This is a genomic window from Longispora urticae, assembly GCF_053902585.1.
Genome location: NZ_JAQZSH010000017.1, coordinates 1 through 23,818, shown reverse-complemented (window position 1 = coordinate 23,818; position 23,818 = coordinate 1). Strand labels below are relative to the sequence as shown.

The 23,818-nt window shown below is 72.6% G+C and carries 22 protein-coding genes; 14 read left to right on the top strand and 8 right to left on the bottom strand.

All coding sequences use genetic code 11. The features are described from left to right. Nucleotides 1–109: 109 nt before the first annotated feature. Nucleotides 110–1,018, top strand: coding sequence for a zinc finger domain-containing protein (locus PT931_RS08315; RefSeq protein WP_456245099.1), 909 nt, complete (start codon nucleotides 110–112; stop codon nucleotides 1,016–1,018). A 265-nt stretch (nucleotides 1,019–1,283) separates the two neighbouring features. Here the strand turns inward: PT931_RS08315 and PT931_RS08310 are convergent, their stop codons facing one another. The 4 genes from PT931_RS08310 to PT931_RS08295 form a co-directional block, all read right to left on the bottom strand. Further along, a complete protein-coding gene (locus tag PT931_RS08310) occupies nucleotides 1,284–1,625 on the bottom strand; it encodes a DUF3618 domain-containing protein (protein WP_456245098.1) in 342 nt (113 codons plus the stop codon). Continuing rightward, nucleotides 1,622–2,995 carry a YhjD/YihY/BrkB family envelope integrity protein gene (locus PT931_RS08305; RefSeq protein ID WP_456245097.1) on the bottom strand — a complete coding sequence of 458 codons (1,374 nt, stop codon included), beginning with the start codon at nucleotides 2,993–2,995 and terminating at the stop codon, nucleotides 1,622–1,624. Before PT931_RS08305 ends, PT931_RS08310 begins: the two co-directional genes overlap by 4 nt. Nucleotides 2,996–3,169: 174 nt before the next feature. Then, nucleotides 3,170–4,102 (bottom strand): anti-sigma factor RsbA family regulatory protein, encoded by a 933-nt coding sequence (locus PT931_RS08300; protein ID WP_456245096.1) that lies wholly within the window; start codon nucleotides 4,100–4,102, stop codon nucleotides 3,170–3,172. Nucleotides 4,103–4,195: 93 nt separating this feature from the next. Further along, nucleotides 4,196–4,654, bottom strand: a complete 459-nt coding sequence (locus tag PT931_RS08295) for a hypothetical protein (protein WP_456245095.1) — start codon at nucleotides 4,652–4,654, stop codon at nucleotides 4,196–4,198. Between the two features lie 215 nt (nucleotides 4,655–4,869). Between PT931_RS08295 and PT931_RS08290 the strand changes: the two genes are divergently transcribed. Both PT931_RS08290 and PT931_RS08285 read left to right on the top strand, forming a co-directional pair. Then, on the top strand, nucleotides 4,870–5,403 hold the full coding sequence (locus PT931_RS08290; protein ID WP_456245094.1) for a hypothetical protein: 534 nt from the start codon (nucleotides 4,870–4,872) through the stop codon (nucleotides 5,401–5,403). 63 nt (nucleotides 5,404–5,466) lie between these two features. Beyond that, a complete protein-coding gene (locus PT931_RS08285) occupies nucleotides 5,467–5,625 on the top strand; it encodes a hypothetical protein (RefSeq protein ID WP_456245093.1) in 159 nt (52 codons plus the stop codon). 138 nt (nucleotides 5,626–5,763) lie between these two features. On the opposite strand, the gene PT931_RS08280 is transcribed toward PT931_RS08285, so the two are convergent. The 3 genes from PT931_RS08280 to PT931_RS08270 all read right to left on the bottom strand — a co-directional run bounded on the left by PT931_RS08280 (nucleotide 5,764) and on the right by PT931_RS08270 (nucleotide 9,378). Next, the gene (locus PT931_RS08280) at nucleotides 5,764–6,147 is read right to left on the bottom strand and encodes a VOC family protein (RefSeq protein WP_456245092.1); all 384 of its coding nucleotides are present in this window, start codon (nucleotides 6,145–6,147) and stop codon (nucleotides 5,764–5,766) included. A gap of 243 nt (nucleotides 6,148–6,390) precedes the next feature. Beyond that, nucleotides 6,391–7,710 carry a serine/threonine-protein kinase gene (locus PT931_RS08275; protein ID WP_456245091.1) on the bottom strand — a complete coding sequence of 440 codons (1,320 nt, stop codon included), beginning with the start codon at nucleotides 7,708–7,710 and terminating at the stop codon, nucleotides 6,391–6,393. A gap of 219 nt (nucleotides 7,711–7,929) precedes the next feature. Next, on the bottom strand, nucleotides 7,930–9,378 hold the full coding sequence (locus PT931_RS08270; RefSeq protein WP_456245090.1) for a phosphatase PAP2 family protein: 1,449 nt from the start codon (nucleotides 9,376–9,378) through the stop codon (nucleotides 7,930–7,932). A gap of 103 nt (nucleotides 9,379–9,481) precedes the next feature. Between PT931_RS08270 and PT931_RS08265 the strand changes: the two genes are divergently transcribed. The 8 genes from PT931_RS08265 to PT931_RS08230 all read left to right on the top strand — a co-directional run bounded on the left by PT931_RS08265 (nucleotide 9,482) and on the right by PT931_RS08230 (nucleotide 18,365). Beyond that, on the top strand, nucleotides 9,482–10,021 hold the full coding sequence (locus PT931_RS08265) for a PadR family transcriptional regulator (RefSeq protein WP_456245089.1): 540 nt from the start codon (nucleotides 9,482–9,484) through the stop codon (nucleotides 10,019–10,021). After that, nucleotides 10,018–12,066 carry an oxidoreductase gene (locus PT931_RS08260; protein WP_456245088.1) on the top strand — a complete coding sequence of 683 codons (2,049 nt, stop codon included), beginning with the start codon at nucleotides 10,018–10,020 and terminating at the stop codon, nucleotides 12,064–12,066. Before PT931_RS08265 ends, PT931_RS08260 begins: the two co-directional genes overlap by 4 nt. A gap of 68 nt (nucleotides 12,067–12,134) precedes the next feature. Next, nucleotides 12,135–13,073, top strand: a complete 939-nt coding sequence (locus tag PT931_RS08255; protein WP_456245087.1) for an ABC transporter permease — start codon at nucleotides 12,135–12,137, stop codon at nucleotides 13,071–13,073. Between the two features lie 25 nt (nucleotides 13,074–13,098). Then, nucleotides 13,099–14,826 carry an ABC transporter substrate-binding protein gene (locus PT931_RS08250; protein ID WP_456245086.1) on the top strand — a complete coding sequence of 576 codons (1,728 nt, stop codon included), beginning with the start codon at nucleotides 13,099–13,101 and terminating at the stop codon, nucleotides 14,824–14,826. A 42-nt stretch (nucleotides 14,827–14,868) separates the two neighbouring features. Continuing rightward, entirely contained in the window at nucleotides 14,869–15,861 is a 993-nt protein-coding gene (locus PT931_RS08245; protein ID WP_456245085.1) for an ABC transporter permease, read from the top strand. Next, complete coding sequence (locus PT931_RS08240) at nucleotides 15,861–16,886, top strand: ABC transporter ATP-binding protein (RefSeq protein ID WP_456245084.1); 1,026 nt, start codon at nucleotides 15,861–15,863, stop codon at nucleotides 16,884–16,886. Before PT931_RS08245 ends, PT931_RS08240 begins: the two co-directional genes overlap by 1 nt. Further along, nucleotides 16,883–17,872, top strand: a complete 990-nt coding sequence (locus PT931_RS08235) for an ABC transporter ATP-binding protein (protein WP_456245083.1) — start codon at nucleotides 16,883–16,885, stop codon at nucleotides 17,870–17,872. Before PT931_RS08240 ends, PT931_RS08235 begins: the two co-directional genes overlap by 4 nt. A gap of 139 nt (nucleotides 17,873–18,011) precedes the next feature. Next, on the top strand, nucleotides 18,012–18,365 hold the full coding sequence (locus PT931_RS08230; protein ID WP_456245082.1) for a DUF805 domain-containing protein: 354 nt from the start codon (nucleotides 18,012–18,014) through the stop codon (nucleotides 18,363–18,365). An 83-nt stretch (nucleotides 18,366–18,448) separates the two neighbouring features. On the opposite strand, the gene PT931_RS08225 is transcribed toward PT931_RS08230, so the two are convergent. Continuing rightward, entirely contained in the window at nucleotides 18,449–19,435 is a 987-nt protein-coding gene (locus PT931_RS08225) for a beta-ketoacyl-ACP synthase III (protein WP_456245081.1), read from the bottom strand. Between the two features lie 54 nt (nucleotides 19,436–19,489). On the opposite strand from PT931_RS08225, the gene PT931_RS08220 reads away from it, so the two are divergent. The 3 genes from PT931_RS08220 to PT931_RS08210 all read left to right on the top strand — a co-directional run bounded on the left by PT931_RS08220 (nucleotide 19,490) and on the right by PT931_RS08210 (nucleotide 23,751). Further along, nucleotides 19,490–20,071, top strand: a complete 582-nt coding sequence (locus tag PT931_RS08220; RefSeq protein WP_456245080.1) for an HhH-GPD-type base excision DNA repair protein — start codon at nucleotides 19,490–19,492, stop codon at nucleotides 20,069–20,071. A gap of 285 nt (nucleotides 20,072–20,356) precedes the next feature. Then, entirely contained in the window at nucleotides 20,357–20,992 is a 636-nt protein-coding gene (locus PT931_RS08215) for a M50 family metallopeptidase (RefSeq protein WP_456245111.1), read from the top strand. 119 nt (nucleotides 20,993–21,111) lie between these two features. Next, the gene (locus PT931_RS08210; protein ID WP_456245079.1) at nucleotides 21,112–23,751 is read left to right on the top strand and encodes a M4 family metallopeptidase; all 2,640 of its coding nucleotides are present in this window, start codon (nucleotides 21,112–21,114) and stop codon (nucleotides 23,749–23,751) included. The last annotated feature ends 67 nt before the right edge of the window (nucleotides 23,752–23,818 follow it).

Below are 23,818 nucleotides of genomic sequence, written 5' to 3'. Positions count from 1 at the left end.
CCCGGACGGTCGGGCAGTGCCCGGGGCTTGCGCCTCCGGGCGTGTGACGGGGCGGTGTGGCCGTATCCGGGGTGTTACGAATGGTGAGGCCGGCGCGGAAGGGGGAGAGGTGCCCGAGGGCGACAGCGTGTGGCAGGCGGCGCGGATGCTGGACCGCCGGCTCGCGGGGCGGGTGCTGACCGGCTCCGACTTCCGGGTGCCCCGGCTGGCCACGGTGGACCTGACCGGCTGGACGGTCCTGGAGTCCGCCTGCCGTGGCAAGCACCTCCTCCTCCGCCTGCAAGCGCCTTCGACGGAGCCCATCCCGGCTGGCCCTCCTGCCGGACCCGACCGGACCACCCCGCCAGGAGTCCCCGTCGCTCCTGAGGGGGCCGGTCCACGGTTCGAAGAGACCAGGTCCGCGTCGAGATCCACTCGGCTGCTGACCCTGCACTCCCACCTCCGGATGGACGGGGTGTGGCGGGTGCACGCGCCGGGCGAGCGGTGGAACGCCCGGCCCGAGCACCAGATCCGGGTGGCGTTGAGCACGGCGGACGGTGTGGCCGTCGGGTACCACCTGCATGATCTGGATCTGGTGCCCACGGCCGACGAGCACCTCCTCGTCGGGCACCTCGGACCGGACACCCTGGGCCCCGACTGGGACGAGGCCGAGGCGGTCCGTCGACTCGCGGCGCAACCGGGGACGCCGGTCGCCGAGGCGCTCCTGGACCAGCGCAACCTGGCCGGGATCGGCAACGTGTACAAGGCCGAGGTGTTGTTCCTGCGCGGCGTGTGGCCGTGGACGCCGGTCGGCGCGGTGGCCGACCTGCCCGCCCTGGTCCGGCTGGCCCGCCGGCTGCTGCTCGCCAACCGGGACCGGTCGACCCGGAGCACGACGGGTTCACTGCGCCGGGGCGAGACGAGCCACGTCTACGGCCGGGCGGGCGCGCCCTGTCGGCGGTGCGGCACCCGGATCCGGTCCGACACCGCCGGCGACCGGATCACCTACTGGTGCCCGCACTGCCAGCCGGAACCCTGACACCGAACGACGACTACCGTCCGCATCCTGCACCTGAGCCTGCCCGCCCGCCGACCCGCCCGCCCGCCGACCCGCCGACCCGCCGACCCGCCGACCCGCCGGCCACCGCCCCCACCCGACACCCGCGCCAGGCACGGAGCCAGCCCGTTGGCAGCCTCGTCGCCACGCGCGCGGCCGGCACGCGCCGGTCCGACCAGAGTGCGTCAGCAGACGGACGCCCGCCCCTCCGGCGGACCGGAAGGGCGGGCGACGTGCGTGGCCGGGGTCAGCGCTGGCGGAGGCGGCGGGCGATCTCGCGGTCCCAACGCCGGGACCGCTCCCGCCGGATCGCCAGCAACCAGCCGGCGACGAGTCCGGCGGCACTGGCGGTCGCCACCATCACCCGGGGGTCGGTGGCGGCCTTCCGGGCGACGGGGCTGGCCTTGTCCAGGTACTTCCTGGCCGTCATCGTCGCGTTGTCCGCCGCCTGGCGGGCGCGGGCCGGCAGGTCGAGCTTGTCGGCGAGCGCCCCCACGGTGTCGGCGAGTTCGGCGCGGGTCGCGGCGATGTCCGCCTCGACGGCCGGCCGGGTCGCGTTGGCCTGGCTGTGGCTCTTCTGCTGGGTCATCGGTGAGCACTCTCCTTGATCGTCGCGACGTCCTGCTGGACGCTGGCGAGCGTGTCGGTCGGTACGGGCGGCGCGCCGTCGCGGACCCGGCGCGTGCCGAGCAGGACGGCGATCCCGGCGAGGGCGGTCAGCAGCACCCCGACCAGGAGCACCGCCAACCACGCGGGCAGGACGGTGGCGAGGCCGAGGGCGGCGGCCGCGAGCAGGAACCCGAGTCCGTACAGGGCGAGGAGCGCGCCGCCGGCGAGCAGGCCGACGCCGGTACCGAGCTGTCGGGCCCGGGCGACCGTCTCCAGCTTCGCGAGCGCGATCTCGTCGCGGACGAGCCGGGACATCTGGGCGCCGAGGTCTCCGACCAGCTGGGCGGTCGAGCGGTGGTCGTCGGTGGACATGGCGGGTTCCTCCTTCTCCGTCACGGATACCCCGTCGGGGCCGTTCCCACTCGCGGAACCGTGGGTCTTCTCGCCCGCGGGGACGCCGACCGCCCCCGTGTCATCGGTCCCGTCGTCGCCCCGCCCCGCACCGCCCGGTTCCCCGAGCAGGCTCCGCGGCCACTCCCCGAGCACCAGCACCGCGTTGAGCTCCGCGGCCAGCAGCGTCACCTGCGCCTGGAGGAAGAACCACCCGAGCAGCCCGATCACGATCGCGAACGTGCCGTACGTGTTGCCCGCGCCCCGCACGGTGTGCGCCACGTACAGGCCGCCGACGAGTTGCAGGACCTGCCAGCAGGTGCCGGCGAGCACGGCCCCGGGCAGCACGTCCCGGGTGCTCAGCTTCCGGTCGGTGAGCGCGCGGAACGCGAGGACGAAGGTGCCGATGTTCACGGCGAGCGTGCCGAGGACCGCCAGCAGCCGGGCGCCGGGGCCGAGGGAGTCCAGGGCGGCGGACAGTCCGTTGACGACGATGGTGGCGAGCACGGTCGTGCCGAGGACGGCGAGGAGCAGCAGGCTGCGGGCGGTGCGGGGGACGAGGCCGGGGCGGTCGGCGACCGGTACCCGCCAGAGGGTGTTCATCGCGGTCTGGGCGGCGTTGGCCACCGCCAGACCCGCCCACACGGCGGTGCCGATCCCGATGACCAGCGCGAGGGTACTGCCCCGCAGCCCCTGCACGTTGCCGCCCAGTTGGGGCCCGATCACCGGGAACTGTTCGAGAACGGAGCCCACGGCGCGTTCCCGGAGCGTGGGGGAGAAGCCGAGCAGGGTCACCAGGACCAGCATCAGCGGGAAGAAGGAGAAGAAGGCGTAGTAGGCGATCAGGGCCGCCAGGTTGCCGGCCTGGTCCCCGGTGAACCGCTGCACGACGGCCACGGGTAGTCCGAGCCACGGGTGGCGGAGCTGGTAGCCGTCCAGTCGGGCCAGGAGTCGTCCCATCCCCGGGGAGTACCCCCTGTGGCCTGGGAATACACACCCGGCCAGGGCCGGCCGTACGGGCGTCCGGGTGGACCCGCCCACCCGGGTGGCGACCCGCAGGCGGTGCCGGTCCACTCGGAGTGCCACACCGGAGCCGTGCCCCGGTGTGCCCGGCGTGCGGGCCGCCCGGTCGGCCTACCCGTCCAGGTGCAGCCGGATCGTCGTCCCCCCGGGTCCGGTATGGATCCTGACCAGGTCGCACAGCTGGTGCGCGAGGATCAGCCCCCGCCCCCCGGTCGCGTCGGACGCCGGCGGCACCCGCCCGGCGAGCGGATCGGCGAGGTACCCGCTGTCGGTGACCTGGCACACCAGCCGGCCCGACTCGGTCCACACGGTGACCAGGCCGGGGCCGGTGGTGTGCTCGCAGGTGTTGGTGGCCAGTTCGTTGACGGCGATGAGCAGGCTGCCGGTCTGGTCGCGGGACAGCCCGGCGCGCCCGGCCTCGTCGGCGAGGAAGGTCCGCAGGGCGGTGAGGCTGCCGGGGCCGTCGATCGGGTACGACCGGGCGTCGGGCGGCTCGGGCGGCAGGGGCTGGTTGAAGAGCGCGGCGGTGGCGAGCGGGTCGCCGTAGGCGGTGCTGGTCCAGGTGGTCGTCGCCGTGCCGAGCACCGGATGGGTACGCGCGGCGTCGGCCACCCGCCCCGGATCGAGGTGGACGATGTCGTACGGGCACAGGATGGTCGCGTCCCGCCCCGCGAACACCACATTGATCATGGCCTCGTGCTGCGCGCACGCCGGGTACTCCACGGGGGTGCGTTCCGGCCAGATCGGCTCGCCGATGATCCGGACCCGCTTGCCGGCGTGCTCCCCGGCGAACCGGAGCAGCACATCGGGGATGATCCGCCCGGGGTTGCGGCCGGCGATGGCAATGTCGGCCCAGCGTACGGCGGGGGCGTCGGGGCCGAGGGCGTCGCGGATCAGGGCGAGCCGGGTTCCGGGCACGGCGACGAGCACCGGTTCGCCCGCGTCCAGGCCGGCCCCGATGAACTCGGTGGTCGCGGCCACGTACTCGGCGGTGGACGCGTACAGCAGGCCGGGGTGTTCGAAGGTCCCGCGACTCTGGGTCATGCACCGCCCTCCTGTCCGTGACGCCAGCGTACTCGGGCGCCGCGTCCACGCGGGCGGTGCGGGCCGTCTCCACGTCCGTGCGGCCCAGGTGGTTCAGCCCTTGGGGCGGTTGATCTCCTCGACCAGCGCGTCCACCCGCGCCACGGTCACGATCATCCGGGCGTGGGTGAGCCCGCCGAACGGCAGGTTCCCGGCGGCCGGGTTGGCGAACCGGATCAGCGCCCCGCGCGCGGCCCCGGTCCCGAACAGCGCCGTGTCCGCGTCGGTGGCCCGGGCCCCGATCCCCGCCCAGCCGGCCGGAACGGCGACGGGCGCGGCGTCGAGCACGTTGTCGATCGGCGTCTCCAGCCACCACGGGCCGAACCGGACGCTCAGCAGTGCGCCGACGGTCACGGCGCAGGTGCCGGGCCGGATGCCCGCGAGCGCCAGCCCGAGCCGCCAGCGCGGGTCGAACGCGAACGCGAAGCCGTCGGCCACCGGGCGCCGGTCGGCACGCGCTGTGACGGGCGCCAGGTGGGTGAGGTGGAGAACGGAGGCGAATGAGCGGTGCATAACCGGACTCCTGCCGCAAGTACGAAACGGATAGCCGCAGCGTATCGAGGGCAAACCATGATCATGAGGCCCTGAGGGGATATCGCGCCGGACGGCGACCGATCCTGACTGAACGTGCCGTGACGGTCACCGAGTGACCCATGGAAGGTAACTGTTCGGTAGGAGCGTGAAACCGGGCGCGACGGGGTACCGGTAAGCATCGAAGGAGGTGCGTTGTGACGCCCAGAACCCTGCTGAGCCGCTTCCGCCGCGAGGACGCGACCGAAGCCGGTACCACCACGCCCGTGGTGACCCGCGAACCGAAGGTCCGGGACCGCGACGTCGCGGACCACGAGCGGACGGTCCCCGTGCTCGACCGGACGAGGACCGAACGGGTGGACCCCGCCCCGGTGCCCGGGCGCACCGACACGGTCGCCGTCCCCCGGGGCCGGACCAGTGTGATGGCCGTGGCCGCCCTGCTCGTCGGCCTCACCGCCCTGTACGCGGCCCTGACCGGTGTCCTGGCCCGCCCGGCCCTGCTCATCGGCCTGCTGGGCCTGATCCTGGCCGTGGCCGCCGTGTTCCGGCCGACCGGGCGCCGGGTGGCCGGCAACGGCCTGGCGGTGACCGGACTGCTGTTCTCGGTCGCGGCGCTCGCGATCGGGATCGCGGTGGCGACGGGCTCGCTGCCGGGCCTCGACGGGGGTACCGACCAGGTCGTCCGGGTCCGGGACTGGTTCGCGGGCTGGTGGCCGTGGATGGGGGCCTGACCGGCACTGAACCAGGGGCGGGACGGCCCCCTCAGGGGTAGCCTGGGACGGGAGGAGGCGATCATGGCCGACGAACGTGAGCCGCCCGCCGGCGAGGAGACCGAAGAGCAGAAGCCGGCCGAGGAGAACTCCGAGGAGGAGGACACCCTCGAGTCTCCCGACGACGAGCACGACGACCCGGGCTTCACAGGTCGGACCACCGAGACGTCGTACCGGCCATAGCCGGAGCCCAGCTCACACCCAGCCGCTTGGTGCTGGCGAGAGTTGGGCTCCTTTTTCGCACCCGGGCCCAGCGGGCGCCACGGTGCTTTCCGCGCGCCCGGTCGGTGCGCGTGTTCCGAGCGGGAGGCGGGCTCCGCCTCAGCGCAGCACGCAGAACTCGTTGCCCTCCGGGTCGGCCAGCACCACGTGCCGCTCACCGGCGACCACCACCCGCCCGCCGAGCGCCACGATCCGGGTCACCTCCGCGTCCGGGTCCTCGGCCCGCAGGTCCAGGTGCACCCGGTTCTTGACCACCTTGGACTCGGGCACGAGCTGGAAGAACAGCCGGGGCCGACCGCCGTCCACGGGCTCGACCAGCACCGTCGGGTCGTCCTCGGGGTCGTGGATCCCGTTGGCCCGCAGCCGCTCCAGCTCCGCCTCGTCGTAGGGCGCGACGGCGTACCCGTCCAGCACCGCCGCCCAGAACCGGGCGGCCGAGGCCGGGTGTCGACAGTCGACCACGATGTCATGGAGGTGGGCCATCGCCCCATCATCCCCGACCCCGACCACCCCGGTCGCCCCCGAACCCGCTCCTTTCAACACCAGGACCAACCCCTCGACGGGTACCAGCACCCCGCGCGCCGACCGTGACGGGGGGTATTCCGGGATGGTGGACGTCCACCTGGCGCGGCACGCGGCGTCCCACGCCGGAGACCCGCACGTGGTAGCCCCCGCACCTGCCGGCGCGCCCCGGCGGCCGGCGTCCGTGGGTCGCCGGCCGGAACGTCAGGACCGGCCGGAGCCGTCGCCGTGCTTCTTCCCGCCGTCCTTGCCCCTGTCGTCCTTGTCCTTGCGCCGGTCCGCCTCCTTCTTCCGCTGCTCCGCCGACGGCCGGACGACGGGCACCGCCACCGGGGCGGCCGGCGACGCGGACGTCGGGGCCGGCGCGGGCGCGTTGCCGCCCGGCACGGTCGCGGGCAGTCCGCTGTCGGGCGTGTGCGCGCCGGTGCCGAGGATCCCGAGCAGGCCGAGGGCCACCACCGCGATCGTGGTCGCCCCGACGACCTGCAACCGGGACGGCCGCTCCGGCAGGGCTCCCCGGAGCCGGGACAGCCGCGACCGGGTGGGCATGCCGTGGGCGCCGGAACCGCTGCCGCCACTGACCGCACCGAACACCACGGGCAGGGCCCGGGTGGAGCCCGTGCGGACTCCTGCCGTGCTACCCGGCGGTGTGGTGTCCGGTCGGGGCAGGTCCGTCAGGATGCCCGCCAGGGCGTCGCGGACCCGCCCGGCGTCCCGGGGACGATGCTCGGGTTCCTTGGCCAGCAGCGCGGCCACCAGTGCCGTCAGCGCGGGCGGTACGTCGTCGCGGTGGCCGGCCAGGGGCGCGGGCGGGTCCCCGGCGTGCTGGCGCAGGATGTCGAGCGCCTCGCCCCGGACGAACGGCGGCTCGCCGGTGAGCATGGCGTACAGGACGCAGCCGACGGCGTACAGGTCGGAGCGGCCGTCGACGTCCAGCCCGAACGCCTGCTCGGGAGACATGTACGTGACCGTGCCGACGACGACCCCGGCGCCGGTGAGCGACGAGCGGGCGCCGGACGGGGCGACGTGCGCGATGCCGAAGTCGCAGATCTTGACCGTGCCGTCGTCGGTGACCAGCAGGTTGGCGGGTTTGACGTCGCGGTGCACGATCCCGGCCGCGTGGGCGGCGGCGAGCCCGGCGCAGATCTGGCGGGCGAGGTCCACGCACCGGGCGACGGTCAGCGGGCCGTCGGCGAGCAGGTCGGCGAGGCTGCGGCCCTCGACGAGTTCGAGGACCAGGTACGGGTCGGCGTCGTCGGTGCCGGTGGCGTACCCGGCGACGATGTTGGGGTGCCGCAGCCGCTCGACGGTGCGCGCCTCGCGGGCGAACCGGAGCACCGCCGCGGGGTCGGTGAACCCGGACCGGCGGAGCACCTTGACCGCCACCGGCCGGTCCAGCCGCAGGTCGCGGCCCCGCCACACCGAGGCCGTGCCGCCGTAGCCGAGCTCGTCCTCCAGCCGGAACCGTCCGGCGAGGATCCTGCCGGGCCCGAGCCTGCCGGGGGTCCTGCCGGAGAAGGTCATCCGCCCCCCGTACCCGCACCCACCCACCGTGAAACCACATTTCCGGATACCGCCCCGCGCCGCCGCGCGACCCACCGCCGGCACGGGCGGCCGGTGCTCCCGCCGCACTGCGCGCGCGGGAGCGGCCTGTGGGCCACCCACCTACGGGCGGGGCGGCGGCGCCCGGCCCGGCCCGCCACGGCCACCCGTGGCGGGGCCGGACGGGTCGGTCCGGTCCGGCTACTCGCCCGGCCGGTACACGATGAGGGCCTTGTCGCTCTTGCCGATCGTGACGGCGGCGTCCGTGCGGGTGACCTCGCCGTCCAGGGACAGCCCGAGCGGGCGGGGCGAGCGCAGCCGGACGGAGCGGGCGGTGCGGGCCTCGTACACCCGGCAGGTGGCCAGCGTGCCCGTGAGCACGGCCAGGACCAGCCGCAGCCGGCCGAACGGCTGCCCGCCGTCGACGATCCGGATGTCGAGCGAACCGTCGTCGAGCCGGGGGCGGTGCGAGGGCACCATGCCGGGCGGGGCGTAGTGGCAGTTGCCGGCGAACAGCAGCCACACCTTGCGGCGGCGGCCGTCGACCTCGACCTGGGTGGGGGAGCTGTGCCGGAGCACCTGGACCAGGCCGACGAGCGCGGCCGGCCACTTGCCGATCCTGCCCTCGAGTTTCTCGCGGGCGTGCACGAGGTCGACGTACACCCCGATGCTGGAGGTGTTGAGGAAGATCCCGCCGTCGCTGACGGTGCCGAGGTCGACGGCCACGGCCTCGCCCGCCCGGAGCGCGGCGGCGGCCTCGGGCACCCCGGCGACGCCGATGTCCCCGGCGAAGTGGTTGAGCGTGCCGCCGGGGACCACGAACAGCGGCAGCCGGGCCTCGGACGCGGCCCGCGCGGCCAGGTTGACCGTGCCGTCCCCGCCCGCGACGCCGAGCACGGTGGCGCGGCTGGCGGCGGCGGTGAACAGGGCTTCCAGGTCGTCGTCGGGGCCGGCGAGGGTGACGTCGGCGTCGGGCAGTTCGGCCCGGACGGCCGCGACGACGTCCTCGCCGGAGCTGCCGGCGGAGGAGTTCACGACCATGATCAGGCCGTCGCCGGTGGGCAGGGCCGGGGCCTCGTGCCGGGGCTGGGCGGCCTCGGCGGCGACCGGGGGCCGCAGGGGCCACCAGCGCCGGGTGGCCAGGCCCACGCCGACGCCGATCGCGACCCCGGCGACCACGTCGGAGGGGTGGTGCGCGCCGGTGAAGACCCGGGAGGCGGCCACGGCGGCGGCGGCGACCGCGACCGGCGCGGCGACGCCGGGCAGTTCGAGGGCGACCCCGGTGGCGAACGCCGCCGCCGAGGCGGAGTGCCCCGACGGGAACGAGGTGGTGATGGGGGCGCGGCGCAGCCGTCGGGTGAGCGGCACGGCCTCCGGGTGCGGCCGGCGTCGCCCGGTGAGGCCCTTGCCGAGCAGGTTCACCGAGGCGCTGGTGATCGCGACGGCGGCCAGTCCGCGCATCGCGGCGCGCCGGGCCCGGGGGTTGCCGGTCAGGGCGAGCGCGCCGGCCACCCCCATCCACAGCAGGCTGTTGTTGGCGGCCCTGCCCAGCTTGGGCAGCACCTTGTCCAGGACGGGGGAGTGCGCCGAGGCTACCTGGCGCATGAGCCGTTCGTCGGCGTCGGCGACCTGCCGGAGGAATCCTCGCATCGCCCCACCCTAGGCGAAGGGTGACGAACGCGTCGGATGGTGCGACCACCTGGCCGACTGCAACGGGTTGCACTGCAACTAGTTGCATACGATACTGGGTGGCATGGCCCTGGAACACGCGATCGTCGTCTCGCTGCTGGAGAAGCCCGGCACGGGCTACGAGCTGGCGCGCCGCTTCGACCGTTCCATCGGCTTCTTCTGGGCGGCCTCCCACCAGCAGATCTACCGCACCCTGCACCGGATGGCCGCCGACGGCTGGGTCGACCTCACCGAGGTGCCCGACGAGGCGCACCGGGTCACGAAGGTCTACACCGTGACCGACGCCGGCCGCGCGGCCCTCGGCGCGTGGATGCGCGAGCCGAGCGAGCCCGAGCAGCACCGCTCCGACCTGGGTGTGAAGCTGCGCGGCGCGGCGTTCGACGACCCGGCGGCCCTGCTCGCCGACGTGACCGGGCACCGCGACGCGCACGCCGCCCGCCTCGCGCTGTACCGGGAGTTCGAGGAGCGCGACTTCCCCGCCGGGGAGACCCTCGACACCCCCCGCCGGCTCCAGCACCTCGTGCTGCGCGCCGGCATCCGCTACGAGCAGGGCTGGCTCGCCTGGTGCGAAGAGGTCCTCACCGAACTGGGAGAGTTGTCATGACCGAGCCTGCGCGCCCGAACGCCGCCAGCCCCTACCCCCGGCTGCTGGCCCCCCTCGACCTGGGCCCGGTCACCCTCCCCAACCGCGTGGTCATGGGCTCCATGCACACCGGCCTGGAGGACCGCGCCCGTGACCTGCCCAAACTCGCCGCGTACTTCGCCGAGCGCGCGGCCGGCGGCGTGGGCCTGATCGTCACGGGCGGGTACGCGCCGAACTGGGAGGGCTGGCTGCTGCCCTTCGCCGGCACGATGGCCAGCGGCCGGGCGGCCGACCGGCACCGGACGGTCACGGACGCCGTGCACGCCGGGGGCGGCCGGATCCTGCTCCAGATCCTGCACGCGGGCCGGTACGCGTACCACCCGCTGAGCGTGTCGGCGTCGGCCGTGAAGTCCCCGATCACCCCGTTCAAGCCCCGGGCCCTGAGCACCCGGGGAGTGGAACGGCAGGTCGACGCGTTCGTGCGGGCCGCGAGACTCGCCCGGCGGGCCGGGTACGACGGCGTGGAGATCATGGGCTCGGAGGGCTACCTGATCAACCAGTTCCTCGCCCCCCGGACGAACCGGCGCACCGACAAATGGGGCGGGTCCGCGGAGAACCGCCGCCGCCTGCCCGTGGAGATCGTCCGGCGCACCCGGGAGGCCGTCGGCCCCGACTTCGTGCTCATGTACCGGCTGAGCCTGCTCGACCTGGTCGCCAACGGCCAGGACTGGTCCGAGGTCGTCGACCTGGCCGTGGAGCTGGAGGCCGCCGGTGCGACCCTGCTCAACACCGGGATCGGCTGGCACGAGGCCCGGGTGCCGACCATCGTGACCTCGGTGCCCCGGGCGGCGTTCGCGTGGACCACCGGCCGCCTGAAGCCGCACGTCGGCATCCCGCTGGTCGCGTCGAACCGGATCAACATGCCCGACGTCGCCGAGGGCATCCTCGAACGCGGCGAGGCCGACCTGGTGTCGATGGCCCGGCCGCTGCTCGCCGACCCCGACTGGGTGAACAAGGCCGCCGGCGACCGGGCCGACGAGATCAACACGTGCATCGCCTGCAACCAGGCGTGCCTGGACCACACGTTCCAGCGGAAGACCGTGACGTGCCTGGTCAACCCCCGGGCCGGGCGGGAGACGGAGGCGGCGTACCTGCCGGTGCCGACCGTGCGGAGGAAGAAGTTCGCCGTGATCGGGGCGGGCCCGGCGGGGCTGGCCGCCGCGAGCACCCTCGCCGAGCGCGGCCACGCCGTGGACCTGATCGAGGCGGCCGGCGAGATCGGCGGCCAGTTCAACCTGGCCAAGCGGATCCCGGGCAAGGAGGAGTTCCACGAGACCCTGCGGTACTTCGCCCGCCGGATCGAGCTGGCCGGCGTCCGGACGAAACTCGGCACGCGGGCGACGACCGAGGACCTGGTCGCGGAGGGGTACGACGCGGTCCTGCTCGCCACCGGCGTCTCCCCGCGCACCCCGGCCATCCCGGGCGTGGACCACCCGAAGGTGCTGTCCTACGTGGACGTCATCACGGGCGCGCCCGTCGGGCCCCGGGTCGCCGTGATCGGCGCGGGCGGGATCGGCTTCGACGTGAGCAGCTTCCTCGTCCACCCCGAGTCGGTGACCCTGGACCCGGCCGCCTGGCGCGCCGAGTGGGGCGTCAGCACCGACGAGGGCCCCCGGGGCGGGCTCGCCGAGCGGGTGGACACCCCGTCGCCCCGCCAGGTGTACCTGGTGCAGCGCAAGACCACCCGGGTCGGCGCGGGCCTGGGCAAGACCTCCGGCTGGGTGCACCGGGCGGCGCTCACGCACAAGGGCGTCGAGATGATCAGCGGGGCGAGCTACGACCGGATCGACGACGAGGGCCTGCACGTCACGGTCGACGGCACCAGCCGGGTACTGGCGGTGGACACCGTCGTGGTCTGCGCCGGCCAGGAACCGCGCCGGGACCTGCACGACGGGCTGGTCGCGGCCGGCGTGCCCGTGCACCTCGTCGGCGGGGCGGACGTCGCGGCCGAGCTGGACGCCAAGCGGGCCATCGACCAGGCGACCCGGCTGGCGGTCGCGCTGTAGGCGTACCCGTCGAAGGATTTTTCGCCTTTTGCGTTTTTGTGGTGTAAAGCCGATTTACGCTTCAGGGTGTGGTAACGACGGCGATCGAAGGCCGCTCGCTGGGACAGATCGCCTGGACCCGGTTGAGGCGTGACCGCCTCGCGCTCGGCGGGGCCGTCGTGATCGTGGTGCTGGTCCTCGCCGCCGTGTTCGCCCCGCTCCTCACGAAGATCACCGGCGGGTCGCCCACGGACTTCCACCAGGACCTGGTGGACCCGACATTCAGCAAACCCAAGGGCGACGGGGTGTTCGCCGGGTTCAGCTGGGACCACCCGCTGGGCGTGGAACCGCGCAGCGGGCGCGACGTGTTCGCCCGGATCCTCTACGGCGCGCAGATCTCCCTGCTGATCGGCTTCCTGGCCACCCTGCTGTCCGTCACCCTCGGCACGGTGCTCGGCGTCATCGCCGGCTACATGGGCGGCTGGGTCGACACCCTGATCAGCCGGACCATGGACGTGTTCCTCGCCTTCCCGCTGCTGCTGTTCGCCCTCGCGCTCGCCGGGGTCATCCCCGACAAGGCCTTCGGCATGAGCGGCAACACGCTGCGGATCGCGGTACTCGTCTTCATCATCGGCTTCTTCAACTGGCCCTACGTCGGCCGGATCATCCGGGGCCAGACCCTGTCGCTGCGGGAACGCGAGTTCGTGGACGCTTCCCGCAGCCTCGGCGCACGCGGCTTCCACGTCGTGTTCCGCGAGCTGCTGCCGAACCTCGTCGCCCCGGTGCTGGTCTACGCGACCCTGATGATCCCCACCAACATCCTGTTCGAGGCGGCGCTGTCGTTCCTCGGCGTCGGCATCCGGCCCCCCACCCCCTCCTGGGGCAAGATGCTCGCCGACGCCGTGCCCTTCTACTCCGTGGCACCCATGTACATGGTCGTGCCCGGCCTGGCCATCTTCCTCACGGTGATGGCCTTCAACCTGCTCGGCGACGGGCTCAGGGACGCGCTCGACCCACGGGCGCGCTGACCACACCCGAGGGGGTGGCGAGAAGATGAGAAGGAAGACACTGGTCGTCGGGGTGGTACTGGCCCTCGGGATCTCGGCCTGTAGCGGCGGCGACGACAAGGACTCCAAGACCGGTACCGCGGAGTTCAACGCCGCGGACTCCAAGATAGTCAACACGTCGGACAAGACGGGCGGCACGCTCAACCTGGCCCTGTCCGACGACTGGGACTCCATCGACCCCGGCAACACCTACTACGCGTTCTCGTGGAACTTCGCCCGGCTGTACGGCCGGTCGCTGACCATGTTCAAGCCCGCGGCGGGCAAGGCCGGCCTGGAACTGGTGCCCGACCTGGCCACCGGCCTCGGCGCGGTGTCCGACGGCGGGAAGACGGTCACCTACAAACTCAAGCCCAACGTGAAGTACGAGGACGGCACGGTCGTCACCGCCAAGGACGTCAAGAACGCGGTCGCGCGCACCTACGCCCGCGACGTCCTGCCCAACGGCCCCTCATACTTCGTCGAACTCCTCGACGCGCCCGGATACCAGGGCCCGTACAAGAACCCGGACCTCGACGCGTTCACCGGCATCCAGACGCCGGACGACTCGACGGTCGTCTTCAAGCTCAAGGCCCCGTTCGGCGACTTCGACTTCCTGGTGTCCGCGCCGCAGACGATGCCGGTGCCGCAGGCGAAGGACACCGGGGCCAAGTACCAGGAGCACCCGCTGTCGACCGGCTCCTACAAGGTCGACTCCTACGAGCCGGGCAAGCAGTTCGTGCTCAGCAGGAACCCCAACTGGGACACCGGCGACCCGAACCGCAGGCAGCTCGTCGACAGGATCGACGTGAAGCTCAAGACCAGCGCCGAGGACATCGACAACCGGCTGCTCGCCGGCTCGCTCGACGCCGACGTCGCCGGCTCCGGGGTGCAGGCCGCCGCCCAGTCGAAGATCCTGTCCGACCCGAAGCTCAAGGCCAACTCGGACAACACGTTCACCGGTCGGCTGTGGTTCTTCGTGATGGACGAGAAGGTCGCGCCGTTCGACAACATCGAGTGCCGCAAGGCCGTGCAGTACGCCACCGACAAGGTGTCCCTGCAGACCGCGTACGGCGGCCCGGTCGCCGGCGGCGACGTCGCCACCACGATGCTCCCGCCGACCATCGTCGGTTACCAGAAGTTCGACCTGTACGCCACGCCCGACAACAAGGGCGACGTCACCAAGGCCAAGGCGGCCCTGACGGCGTGCGGCAAGCCGGACGGCTTCTCCACCTCGATCCTGCTCCGCGCGGACCGGCCCAAGGAGGTCGCCGCCGGTGAGGCGCTGCAACAGGCCCTCAGCAAGGTCAACATCAAGGCCGAGATCAAGTCCGTGCCCGCCGGGCAGTACTTCACCCGGTTCGCGGGCGCGCCCGAGTACATGAAGACCAACAACATCGGGATCGCCTTCCACGGCTGGCAGGCCGACTGGCCGACCGGCTTCGGGTTCCTCCAGCAGCTCGTCGACGGTCGCACCATCAAGGCCCAGGGCAACACCAACGTCCAGGAGATGGACGACCCGGCGATCAACGCCCTGTTCGACAAGGCCGCCGGCAGCACCGACGCCAAGGAGCGCGAGGCCATCTACGGCCAGATCGACAAGGCCGCGATGGAACGCGCCTCCGTGGTGCCGTTCCTCTACGGCAAGGGTCTGCTCTACCGCAACCCGGCGATGACGAACGTGGTCATCGACTACTCCTACGGCATGTACAACTACACCCTGCTCGGCAAGCAGTAGACGGGGAGGTGAACGCCCGGGGCGCTGCCCCGGGCGGAGCCCATGGGCGGTTTCCTGGTCCGGCGGTTTCTCGGCGCGATCATGCTGCTGGTGATCACCAGCATCGTCACGTTCGCGATCTTCTTCGTCGTGCCCCGGCTGGCCGGGCAGACCGTGGACCAGTTGGCCGCCCAGTACGTCGGCAAGGACCCCAGTCCCGCCGAGATCGAGGCCACCAAGGTGAAGCTGGGGCTCGACAAGCCGCTGGTGGTCCAGTACGGACAGTTCGTCAAGGGGCTCGTCGCCGGCCGGGAGTTCACGTTCGGGGCGACCAGGGAGTACTGCCCGCCGCCCTGCTTCGGCTACTCCTTCAAGACCCAGCGCCCGGTCTGGCCCGACCTGGTGGACCGGATCGGCGTGACCGCGTCCCTCGCGCTCGGCGCCTCGATCCTGTGGCTGGTCGCCGGGGTCGCCATCGGGGTGCTGTCCGCCCTGCGCAAGGGCACCTTCTTCGACCGGGCGGCGATGTTCACCGCCCTGGCCGGGGTCTCGTTACCCATCTTCTTCACCGGCCTGCTGTCCCTGGCCCTGTTCCGGCCCAGCGGGGTGAACTACGTCCCGTTCACGGACAACCCCCTGGAATGGGCCGACAACCTCCTGCTGCCCTGGGTGACCCTGGCCTTCCTGTACGCCGCCCTCTACGCCCGCCTGACCCGCGCCGGCATGCTGGAGACGATGGGGGAGGACTTCATCCGCACCGCCCGGGCCAAGGGCCTCACCGAACCGGTCGTCGTCACCCGGCACGCGCTGCGGGCCACCCTCACCCCGATCCTGACCGTGTTCGGCCTGGACATCGGCCTGCTGCTCGGCGGGGCGGTCCTCACCGAGAGCACCTACTCGCTGCCCGGCATCGGCCGGTACGCGATCGACGCGATCAACAACAACGACCTGCCCCAGGTACTCGGCGTGACCATGATCGCCGCCCTCTTCATCGTGCTGGCCAACCTGACGGTCGACATCCTGTACGCCGTCGCCGACCCGAGAGTGAGGCTGTGATGGCGTTTCTCGAGGTCGACGACCTGCACGTGACCTTCCCGACCGACGACGGGCTGGTGCGTTCCGTCGGCGGGCTGTCCTTCGCCCTCGAACGCGGCAGGACCCTCGGGATCGTGGGGGAGTCGGGCTCCGGCAAGAGCGTGACCAGCATGGCCATCATGGGCCTGCTGAAGACGGGGCGGCCCGTCATCACCGGCGCGATCCGGCTGGACGGCCTCGACCTCGTCACGTCCAGCCCCGACCGGGTGCGCCGGCTGCGCGGCAAGCGGATGGCCATGATCTTCCAGGACCCGCTGTCGGCCATGCACCCCTTCTACACGGTCGGCCGGCAGATCGTGGAGGCCTACCAGGTGCACAACGACGTGTCCCGGTCCGTCGCCCGCAAGCACGCCGTCGACATGCTCGGCCGGGTCGGCATCCCGCGCCCCGACAAACGCGTCGACGACTACCCGCACCAGTTCTCCGGCGGCATGCGGCAACGGGCCATGATCGCGATGGCGCTGAGCTGTGACCCCGACCTCCTGATCGCCGACGAGCCGACCACCGCCCTCGACGTCACCGTGCAGGCCCAGATCCTCGACCTGATCCGCGACCTGCAACGCGACTTCGACACCGCCGTCATCGTCATCACCCACGACCTGGGCGTCGTCGCCGAACTCGCCGACGACATCCTCGTGATGTACGCCGGCCGGGCCGTCGAGCACGCGTCCTCCGGGGACCTGTTCGAGAAGGCCGAGCACCCCTACACCTGGGGCCTGCTCGGCTCCGTGCCCCGCCTCGACGTCGAGCCCACCGCGCGGCTCGCCCAGATCCCCGGCACCCCGCCCAGCATGATCAACCTGCCGGCGGGGTGCGCGTTCCATCCCCGCTGCAGGTACGCGGTCGCCAACGAGGGGCTGAGCGAGACCGAGACCCCCGAGCTGGAGAACGTGGGCGAGGGCCACCAGGTCGCCTGCCACCTGCCACCCGGGGTGCGGCGCGGCATCTTCACCGACGACATCCGACCGAGGCTGGAGGGGCGATGACCGCACTGCTGGAGGTCACCGGCCTGACCAAACACTTCCCCGTCACCCACGGGGCGCTCTGGCGGCGCAAGGTCGGCGCCGTCCGGGCCGTCGACGGGCTCGACTTCACCGTCCACACCGGCGAGACCCTCGGCCTGGTCGGCGAGTCCGGCTGCGGGAAGACCACCACCGGCCGGCTCCTGGTCCGGCTGCTCGAACCCAATGCCGGGCGGATCGTGTTCGACGGCCACGACATCACCCACCTGTCGGCCGCGGCGATGCGGCCCCGGCGGCGCGACATCCAGATGATCTTCCAGGACCCGTACTCCTCGCTGAACCCCCGGCACACCGTCGGCACCATCGTCGGCGCGCCGTTCAGGATCCAGGGCATCGCCACCGAACACGGCACCAAGCGCGCCGTCCAGGAGATCCTCGAACTCGTCGGCCTCAGCCCCGAGCACTACAACCGCTACCCGCACGAGTTCTCCGGCGGCCAGCGCCAACGGATCGGCATCGCCCGCACCCTCGCGCTGCGGCCCAAGCTCATCGTCGCCGACGAGCCGGTGTCCGCGCTCGACGTGTCCATCCAGGCCCAGGTCGTCAACCTGCTGGAGGACCTCCAGGACGAACTCGGCCTGACCTACCTGGTCATCGCGCACGACCTGTCCGTGGTCCGGCACATCAGCGACCGGGTGGCCGTCATGTACCTCGGCAAGATCGTGGAACTCGGCCCGCGCCAGGGCCTGTACGACGCGCCCATGCACCCCTACACCGTCGCCCTGATGTCGGCCGTGCCGGTGGCCGCCGCCAAGCACCGGCAACGCCGCGAGCGCATCCTGCTCGGCGGCGACCCGCCGTCCCCACTGGACCCGCCGCCGGCCTGCCGGTTCCACACCCGGTGCTGGAAGGTCCAGGACATCTGCCGCACCGTCGAGCCCCCGCTGGTCGAACTCGCCCCCGGACACCGGGTCGCCTGCCACTTCCCGGAGAACGCCCCGACGACCTGACCCGGGCGGCGGTGCTGTTCCGTCCGCGCCGGTCGTCCGGACGCATACCGGACACTCCGCGGGGCCGGTGAGCCCCGACTCTCTACATTAGACTCCTGGGTGCGCCCGTCACGGGGCGCGGGTCCCCCGGAGGAGCACAGTGAACTGGTACCTCGCAGTGATCAGGAACTATGTCGGCTTCAGCGGGCGAGCGCGGCGCAAGGAATACTGGATGTTCACCCTGATCCACACCGTCATCGCTCTGGCGCTGTCGGTGCTCGGCGCGAACATCGGCTCGGACCTCCCGTACTACGCCTACGTCCTGCCCACGTTCCTGCCGGCCCTCGCGGTGACCGTCCGGCGGCTGCACGACACGGGCAGGTCCGGATGGTGGGTGCTCCTCGCCCTCGTGCCGTTCGTCGGCATCGTGGTCATCGTCCTGCTCGCGCTGGACGGTGAGCGCCACCCGAACATCTACGGGGAGGACCCGAAACGCGACGAGGTCTTCGCGTAGGCGCACGGGTCGCCGTTCCGTCCGGGCGCGGCGACCTGTCGGCGGCGGGGTGCTCCGGACGGTCGGTCACCCGCCGCCGGAGGTCACAGACCCTCGGGCCACGTCAGCGTCGTCGACGCCCACGTCAGCCCCGCCCCGAACGACGTGATCAGCACCTTGTCCCCGGCCCGGGCCCGCCGGCTCGTCGCGAGGTCCGCCAACGCCAGCGGCACCGACGCCCCCGACGTGTTGCCCACCCGGTCCACGTTGACGAACCGCCGCGCCGGCGGGATGTCCAGCCGGTCGGCGACCGCGTCGAGGATCCGGGCGTTGGCCTGGTGCGCGACGAACCAGTCGACGTCGGCCAGCGTCCAGTCGGCGGCCTTGACGGCCAGCTGTGAGGAGTCGGTCATCTTCTCCACGGCGCTCCGGTAGACCGAGGGCCCCTCCATCCGGATGCACCGGTCCTCGCCGTCCGGGTCGAGCGAGCCGCCCGCCGGGATCGCGACCAGGCCGGGCCGGGTGCCGTCGGAGCCCAGGTCGAACGGGCCGAAGCTGGGCGCGTCCCCGGGCCGGCCGGCCTCCAGGAGCGCCGCGCCCGCGCCGTCGCCGAAGATCATGGCCGTGCCCCGGTCCGAGCGGTCCAGGACGGCCGACATGGTCTCCGCGCCGATCAGCAGCACCCGGTCGAGGACGCCGGCCGAGATCATCGCGGTGACCGTGGCCAGCCCGTACACGAAGCCGGTGCAGGCGTTGGCCACGTCCCAGGCCGCCGCGCCGGACAGGCCGAGCCCGGCGGCGACCACCGGCGCGGTGGCGGGGCAGAGCCGGTCCGGGGTCATGGTGGCGACCACGACCGCGTCGATCGGGCCGCGCGCGGCGGCGACCAGGGGAGCGGCGGCCCGGATCGCCAGGTCGGAGGTCGCGGTGCCCGGCTCGGCGCGGTACCGGCGGTGGATGCCCGTGCGCTGGGTGATCCACTGCTCGGTGCTGTCGAGGTGTCGCAGGATCTCGGCGTTGTCCACCACGGTCGGCGGGAGCCAGCCGGACAGGCCGGCGAGGAGTGCGGGGCGCGACACTACGTACCTCAATTTTCGGGTATGAAAAGGTATGTCCGATTCTATGGGGCCTGGCAAGCTGGACCCATGAGCACGCTCTTTCTCGCACAGGATCCCGCAGCCGACGAACTGCTCCGCACTGACCCCCTCTCATTACTGGTCGGTATGCTGCTAGACCAGCAGATTCCACTCGAAAAGGCGTTCATCGGCCCGTATGTGCTGGCCGGGCGCCTCGGCACCTCCCGGCTCGACGTCGCGGCGATCGCCGAGCACGACCCGGAGGACTTCGCCCGGATCTTCTCGACCGTGCCCGCGATCCACCGCTTCCCGGCCGCCATGGCCGAGCGCACCCAGAAACTGTGCCGGGTGCTCCTCGACGACTTCGACGGCGACCCGGCCTCCGTGTGGACCGGCGCCGCCAACGGTGCCGACCTGGTGAAACGGATCGGTACCCTGCCCGGCTTCGGCAAGGCCAAGGCGCAGATCTTCACGGCGCTGCTCGGCAAGCAGTTCGGGGTGCGGCCCACGGGGTGGCGCGCGGCGGCCGGGGACTTCGGGCCGGCCGGCAGCTACCGGTCGGTGGCCGACATCGTCGACGCGCAGAGCCTCGGGAAGGTGCGCGACCACAAGAAGAAGATGAAGGCGGCGGCGAAGGCGGCCACCACCTGACCGGCCCGCCGAGGACCAGGCCCGGCTCCCGGCCGGCGACGGACAGGGCTGCCCGCGACCTGGGCCCGGTCCGGCTGGGCGCGTCCGACGGCGGCCGGGATGGCTCGCCGCGACGGGGCCGCGCGCCCCGCGTACCCGTCGGGTGGGTCTGATCATTCGCCGTCCTTGACCGGGCGTGGCACGCTGGACAGCTCACCCCGAGGATGAGCGAGGCCGGTTGCCGTGTTGTCTGCCCTGTGGTCCCGTCTGGTCGAAGCCCAGCCCCCGCCGACCCTGGTGCTGATCATGGCCGCCGCGTTCGTGGCCGCCATCGCGGTGGTGCCCGCGCAGACCTGGCGGCTGACCCGCGGCTTCGTCACGATCGCGCACGAGGGCGGCCACGCGCTGGTCGCGGTGCTGTCCGGCCGGCGGCTGTCGGGCATCCGGCTGCACTCGGACAGCTCCGGCCTGACCCTGACCAGGGGAAAGCCCACCGGCCCGGGCATGGTGTCCACCGCGCTCGCCGGCTACCTGACGCCCTCGCTGCTCGGCCTGGGGGGCGCGGCCCTGCTGGCGGGCGGCCGGTCCACGGCGGTGCTGTGGACGAGCCTGCTGCTGCTCCCGTGCATCCTGATCATGATCCGGAACTTCTACGGCATCCTGTCCGTCCTGGTCACGATGGGCATCGTGTTCGCGGTGTCGTGGTTCGGCTCGCCCGACGTGCGCGCCGTCTTCGGCTACCTGCTCGCGTGGTTCCTGCTCCTCGGCGGCGTGCGCCCGGTGTTCGAGCTGCAGGCGATGCGCCGCCGGGGCCGCGCGCCCGATTCCGACGCCGACCAGCTGGCCCGCCTCACCCGGGTCCCGGGGCTGGTGTGGGTCGGGTTCTTCCTGGTCAGCACGGTCGGCGCGCTGGTCCTGGGCGGCAGCTGGCTTATCGCCTGACGGAATCAGACCACATTGGACTGACAAGTACCGGACATCGGGCGGACGCGGCAAAAGATCCACTGTTATGGATGTACGGGTGGTGTAACCGCCACATCCCTCAGTGAGAGTGAGTCGCTATGAGCAGACGCTTCGCCGCGGGCGGCACTGTCGCACTCGTCGCCGGCCTCCTGGCCGCCGTGTCCACGAGCGCGCAGGCCGCCCCGCCGTCTCTCCAGGACCAGGCCGTCGCCTCCGCCGAGTCCTCGATCAGATCTCATCCCGCCGCGATCAACGCCGCGCCCGGGGACGCCTACACGGTGGCCCGCACGGTCACCGAACCCGGCGGCGCCTCGCACGTCCGGTACAACCGCACCCACAACGGCCTGCCCGTGCTCGGCGGCGACTTCGTGGTGCACAACGCGCCCGGCGGCGGCCTGGCCAGCGTCACCAACGGCCTGACCGCGCCGCTCGCGGTCCCCGCCAAGGCCACCGTCCCGGCCGACCGGGCGGCCTCCGCCGCCCGCTCGCACTTCAAGGGCGACATCAGCGGGGTACGGACGCCCCGGCTCGTCGTGGACGCCACCTCCGGTACGGGCCGGCTCGCCTGGGAGACCGTGGTCACCGGCACCCACGCGCAGACCCCGAGCGTGCTGCACGTCCTGACCGACGCGCGCACCGGCGCGGTGACCGGCTCCTTCGACGAGGTCAAGACCCTCGGCCCGGGTGTGGTCGGCACCGGCACCGGTGACGTCGCGCCGGCCCTCAACGTCGCGGGCACCGGCAACAGCATCTACTCGGGCACGGTCACGGTCGACACGACCCCGTCGTACTCGCTGGTGGACCCGTCGCACGGCAACGGCACCACGTGTGACATGAACCAGGGCTCCGGCGCGTGTACGACCTTCACCGACGCGGACAACGTCTGGGGCGACGGCACCCAGTCCAACCGGCAGTCGGCGGGCGTGGACGCGCACTACGGCGCGGCGCTGACCTACGACTACTTCAAGAACGTGCACGGCCGCAACGGCATCTTCGGCAACGGCGCGGGCGTGCCGAGCCGGGTGCACTTCGGCAGCAACTACATCAACGCGTTCTGGAACGGCTCGACCATGACCTACGGGGACGGCCAGAGCAACCAGCGGCCCCTGGTCGCCATCGACGTCGCGGGCCACGAGATGGGCCACGGCATCACGGAGAACATCATCCCCGGCGGCCTGACGTACTCGGGTGAGTCCGGTGGGCTCAACGAGTCCGCGAGCGACATCTGGGGCTCGATGGTCGAGTACTACGCCGGCAACGCCAGCGACCCGGGCGACTACCTGATCGGCGAGAAGATCAACATCTTCGGCAACGGGAACCCGCTGCGGTGGATGTACGACCCGAAGCTCGACGGCTCCTCGAAGAACTGCTGGTACGACGGCATCGGCAACATCGACGTGCACTACTCCTCCGGCGTCGGCAACCTCGCGTACTACTTCCTCGCCGAGGGCAGCAGCGCCACCGCGCCCCTGTGCGCGGGCGCGTCCCCGGTGACCGGCCTGGGCCGGGCGAAGGCCGAGAAGATCTGGTACCGGGCCATGGACCTCTACTTCACCAGCTCCACGAAGTACGTGGCGGCCGGCACCAACGACTCGCGGGCGGCGACCCTGTCCGCGGCCACGGACCTGTACGGGCTGTGCTCGACCGAGTACAAGACGGTGCAGGCGGCGTGGGCCGGCGTGAACGTGGCCGGCGAGGACGCCCCGTGCACCGTGGCCGCGCCCGTCTTCCGGGACTACAACGGCGACGGCCGCTCCGACCTGGCCCTGACCGGCGGCGCGGGCTGGGCGAGCGTACCGGTGGCCTTCGGCAACGGCGCCGGGTCCTTCAGCGTCACCAACAACGGCGTGGCGAACTTCCCGGCCTGGGCCGCCACGGCCGGCGTGCAGGCGGTCTCCGGCGACTTCAACGGTGACGGCCGGGCGGACATCGCCCTCGCCGGTGGTGCCGGCTGGGCGTCGGTGCCGGTGGCGTTCTCCAACGGCAACGGCACGTTCAACGTCACCAACGCCGGTGTGGCCAACTTCCCGGGCTGGGCGGCCACTCCGGGCGTCAAGCTGGTCGCGGGCGACTTCAACGGCGACGGCCGCGCCGACCTGGCTCTGACCGGCGGCGCCGGCTGGGCCTCGCTGCCGGTGGCGTTCTCCAACGGCAACGGCACCTTCAACGTCACCAACGCCGGCCTGGCGAACTTCCCCGGCTGGGCGGCGACGGCCAACGTCAAGGCCGTGGCCGGCGACTTCAACGGTGACGGCCGGGCCGACATCGCGCTGACCGGCGGTAACGGCTGGGCGTCGGTGCCGGTGGCGTTCTCCAACGGCAACGGCACGTTCAACGTCACCAACAGCGGGGTGCCGAACATCCCGGCGTGGGCGGCCACGCCCGGCGTGAAGGTGGCGGCCGGCGACATCAACGGCGACGGTCGGGCGGACTTCCTGCTCACCGGTGCCAACGGCTGGGCGTCGGTGCCGGTGGCGTTCTCCAACGGCAACGGCACGTTCAACGTCACCAACAGCGGGGTGCCGAACATCCCGGCGTGGGCGGCCACGGCGGGCGTGCAGGTGGCCGCGGGCGACTTCAACGGCGACGGCCGGACCGACTTCGCCCTCGCGGGCGGCAGCGGCTGGGCGTCGGTGCCGGTGGCCTTCTCCTCCGGCAACGGCTCGTTCACGGTCACGAACAACGGCGTGGCCAACTTCCCGGCGTGGGCCGCGACGGCCGGCGTGAAGCTGGTCTGATCCGGTTCGACCCAGGGGCGTCCCCCGCGCGGCGGTTTCGCGCGGGGGGCGCCKCCGGCGTGGCCGG

What these genes read in the sequence shown, in the direction of transcription:
- PT931_RS08310 (WP_456245098.1), bottom strand. Translation starts at nt 1,625, where the DNA reads ATGACCCAGCAGAAGAGCCACAGCCAGGCCAACGCGACCCGGCCGGCC.
- PT931_RS08305 (WP_456245097.1), bottom strand. Translation starts at nt 2,995, where the DNA reads ATGGGACGACTCCTGGCCCGACTGGACGGCTACCAGCTCCGCCACCCG.
- PT931_RS08300 (WP_456245096.1), bottom strand. Translation starts at nt 4,102, where the DNA reads ATGACCCAGAGTCGCGGGACCTTCGAACACCCCGGCCTGCTGTACGCG.
- PT931_RS08295 (WP_456245095.1), bottom strand. Translation starts at nt 4,654, where the DNA reads ATGCACCGCTCATTCGCCTCCGTTCTCCACCTCACCCACCTGGCGCCC.
- PT931_RS08285 (WP_456245093.1), top strand. Translation starts at nt 5,467, where the DNA reads ATGGCCGACGAACGTGAGCCGCCCGCCGGCGAGGAGACCGAAGAGCAG.
- PT931_RS08280 (WP_456245092.1), bottom strand. Translation starts at nt 6,147, where the DNA reads ATGGCCCACCTCCATGACATCGTGGTCGACTGTCGACACCCGGCCTCG.
- PT931_RS08275 (WP_456245091.1), bottom strand. Translation starts at nt 7,710, where the DNA reads ATGACCTTCTCCGGCAGGACCCCCGGCAGGCTCGGGCCCGGCAGGATC.
- PT931_RS08270 (WP_456245090.1), bottom strand. Translation starts at nt 9,378, where the DNA reads ATGCGAGGATTCCTCCGGCAGGTCGCCGACGCCGACGAACGGCTCATG.
- PT931_RS08265 (WP_456245089.1), top strand. Translation starts at nt 9,482, where the DNA reads ATGGCCCTGGAACACGCGATCGTCGTCTCGCTGCTGGAGAAGCCCGGC.
- PT931_RS08260 (WP_456245088.1), top strand. Translation starts at nt 10,018, where the DNA reads ATGACCGAGCCTGCGCGCCCGAACGCCGCCAGCCCCTACCCCCGGCTG.
- PT931_RS08250 (WP_456245086.1), top strand. Translation starts at nt 13,099, where the DNA reads ATGAGAAGGAAGACACTGGTCGTCGGGGTGGTACTGGCCCTCGGGATC.
- PT931_RS08245 (WP_456245085.1), top strand. Translation starts at nt 14,869, where the DNA reads ATGGGCGGTTTCCTGGTCCGGCGGTTTCTCGGCGCGATCATGCTGCTG.
- PT931_RS08240 (WP_456245084.1), top strand. Translation starts at nt 15,861, where the DNA reads ATGGCGTTTCTCGAGGTCGACGACCTGCACGTGACCTTCCCGACCGAC.
- PT931_RS08235 (WP_456245083.1), top strand. Translation starts at nt 16,883, where the DNA reads ATGACCGCACTGCTGGAGGTCACCGGCCTGACCAAACACTTCCCCGTC.
- PT931_RS08220 (WP_456245080.1), top strand. Translation starts at nt 19,490, where the DNA reads ATGAGCACGCTCTTTCTCGCACAGGATCCCGCAGCCGACGAACTGCTC.
- PT931_RS08215 (WP_456245111.1), top strand. Translation starts at nt 20,357, where the DNA reads ATGGCCGCCGCGTTCGTGGCCGCCATCGCGGTGGTGCCCGCGCAGACC.
- PT931_RS08210 (WP_456245079.1), top strand. Translation starts at nt 21,112, where the DNA reads ATGAGCAGACGCTTCGCCGCGGGCGGCACTGTCGCACTCGTCGCCGGC.